This window comes from Methanocalculus sp. (assembly GCF_030651615.1).
Taxonomy (GTDB): Archaea; Halobacteriota; Methanomicrobia; order Methanomicrobiales; family Methanocorpusculaceae; genus Methanocalculus.
In genome coordinates this window covers 1-2,747 of record NZ_JAUSCG010000173.1, presented here as the reverse complement: position 1 = coordinate 2,747, position 2,747 = coordinate 1, and the positions used below count along the sequence as shown (strand labels likewise).

The 2,747-nt window shown below is 49.3% G+C and carries 3 protein-coding genes; 2 read left to right on the top strand and 1 reads right to left on the bottom strand.

Going from position 1 to position 2,747, the window contains the following annotated elements; genetic code table 11:
- The coding region (locus Q7V06_RS07570; RefSeq protein WP_304840198.1) for a hypothetical protein at positions 1-436 on the bottom strand (436 nt) is incomplete at its 3' end.
- Between the two features lie 150 nt (positions 437-586).
- Between Q7V06_RS07570 and Q7V06_RS07565 the strand changes: the two genes are divergently transcribed.
- Entirely contained in the window at positions 587-2,614 is a 2,028-nt protein-coding gene (locus Q7V06_RS07565) for a hypothetical protein (RefSeq protein ID WP_304840195.1), read from the top strand.
- A partial coding sequence (locus Q7V06_RS07560; RefSeq protein WP_304840200.1) for a DNA glycosylase occupies positions 2,611-2,747 on the top strand: 137 nt, incomplete at its 3' end. The genes Q7V06_RS07565 and Q7V06_RS07560, both read left to right, overlap by 4 nt.

Here is a 2,747-nt window from a genome sequence, read left to right as displayed (position 1 = left end):
CCTCTGGGAGAGAGCGGGAGATAGTGGTAGATCTACGATATAACAGACGTGGTGAGATCTGTTGGTTTCTGCGATCTGTATCAGGAGTATAGATCGTTATATCCATCGAGATCGCGGTTCCATCAAATGCAACCGGTCGATTCATCGTATCATAGAAACGGTACTTGAGTGTTAATCCATCCATCTCATGATAACCATCACAATCCACCAGTTCTGCCCAGATGAGCATTCGGGAGATTGCACTGATGCCAACGGCACTTGAAGAGGTCTGAACCTGAGGAGCATAGACTTCAGGAGTACCCTCAGAGGGGAGGGGGGTCTGGGTTACATATGGCTGCCCGTTCTCCGGGTTCTGCACCGGTAAAACACTGGTGCAACCAGCCGTCACAAGCAGAAAGGCAAGCGAAAGTAAGAGTATGATTATCGTGCGTGTCATAGTGGCTTGTTAAGCAGTATCAGCAGATAATTATTCTCCTGACTCTGAAGTTGATGAGGTGTGACTATCAAAGAAGAATTATTGGGTTTTCCGGACTTCATACAGTCATTCATCCATCGTTATGTCTCTGAAAAAGAGTGCCTGTCGATTTTGGATCCATGGACAGATGATCCAGCATCTCTGCTGATACTGAAAGATAGGATCGGTGCCGGCTCTGCTGTTGCAATATCAAAAGACCAAACGATCCCGGCACCGGAGGGGGTCCAACTCATCAGGGGCGATCCACTGAACATCCTATCACAGTACAATGAGGAGTTTGATCTCGTCGTTATAAACCCGCCATTCGACACACCAGTCAGATCAGTTGATCTGATTTCAGAAGACAGTAAAACAATCAGGATTGAAGACGAGGAGCGAAACCTTGTCATGCTCAGATCAGCCCTCCTTCTCTCACCAGAAGGGGTGCTCTTTGCAATCGTTCATCCTGATTTTTTTCAGGAGAAAAATGCGGCAATCACACTCATAAGACTGGGCCTCTTCTGTGAAGCCGCACTCACTCTGCCACGCGGGATATTTAGCCAGGTAACCGGGAGGCAGCAACTTCTCATTATCATCCGGAAGGGATATTCGGATATGATGATGGCAGGAGAGCTCTCTTCTGACTCGTCACGACACGAGATACTCCTCCGAAATCTCAGGGGGCAAAAGAGTGGAAAAACACCTGAACTGGGTGTATTTATAAGAACATCCACCTTCAGAAGCTTAGGAGAGATACTGCTTGAAGAGAAGGTCAAAAAACTCGCGCATGAACATGGTGTACCACCGGTTCCATTCTCCGGGATCACCAGATCGATCATCGTCGGTGCATGCGGAACATTGCAGGATGCCGGAGGGAGAATCTACCTCCCTTTCTCACCAGATAAGCCACCACAGATCTCAAGTGAAGATTTGTTAATCCCACCATCCGAAGTTGCATGCATACTCCTCAGATCGGGCACTGTTGATCCGGGATACCTCCTCTCATTCTTTGATACAGAACTTGGCCGGGCGATACGTGAACTGGTAGCAAAACGAGCAGGAAGGATCGAACACTTTTCAGATATACTGGCAGAAGCAACGATCTACCTTCCACCACCACAGATACAGGCAGAGGTGATCAGGATAGATACCTCAATCAAGTCACTCAAAGGAGTGCTCACATCCATTCAGAGAGAACTCTGGGCACATCCTCTCTCCACGCGATCCGCTGTTGAACAGCTTGAACAGCTGAAAGATCAGGATGACTTCGCTGACTGGGCAGAGGCTCTTCCCTTCCCGCTCGCCTCCATTCTCCGGGCATATATTGCTGAAAATATACCTTCAAAGAAGGTCAGTCATCTCTTTCACTTTTTTGAGGCATCTGCTGAGTTTATTGCAGTCATTCTCCTCTCAGCAATTGCCCCACTTGCAGAGAAAGAAGAGATCGATCTCCTTGATGACAATCCGGAGTTTCGTGATGTGTATAGCAATGCCACCTTCCGGAGCTGGATCATTCTCTGCAGGCGTTCAGCAAGGCAGATCCGAAAGAGGCTGTCATCAGCCTCCGAGCAGGAGGGGATGGCCGGACTCTTTGGTAATCCTACCCGCGACTTTATCGATCTGGTGACCAGCAAACGGCTATTTGCCCTCTTCGACGAGGTAGCAGACCTTCGAAACGACTGGAAGGGCCATGGAGGCATTGTTGGAGAGAGAGGATACGAACAACGGCTCACCATACTCGAAGCGCACCTCTCCCGGTGCAGAGAGATAATGAGGGAGCACTTTGAGGATGTGACACTCATACGTCCCGGTGCAGGCGAATATCGTGACGGGATCTTCTCATACCAGGTGCATTCTCTTACCGGAACCCACCCCCGGTTTGTTGTCATCAAGATACGTTCACTCATTCCCCTTGACACTGAAACACTCTATCTCTATCCACGGCAGAGTGGAGAGCCCCTCAGACTCCTCCCGTTCTTCCGGCTCATTCTGCATCCGGAAACGGGAGAGCCTGCCTGGTACTTCTATAACCGGATTGTTGGGAGGAGTGTTCGATGGATATCGTACCATTATGAATCGGAATCCGAATTTGATGAGGACGATGAGGAAGTGTATGCAGTGATGAGGCTCCTTGGACTGATTTCAGAAGGTGGTTTGTGACAGCAATTACATTAGAAGGGAATGCACTTCCCTTCAATCTCGACAGAACACTTTCCTGCGGCCAGGTCTTTCGCTGGGACAAACGAGGGAGGTGGTGGTGTGGGATCATCGGAAGAGAGATGGTGAGAGTTTG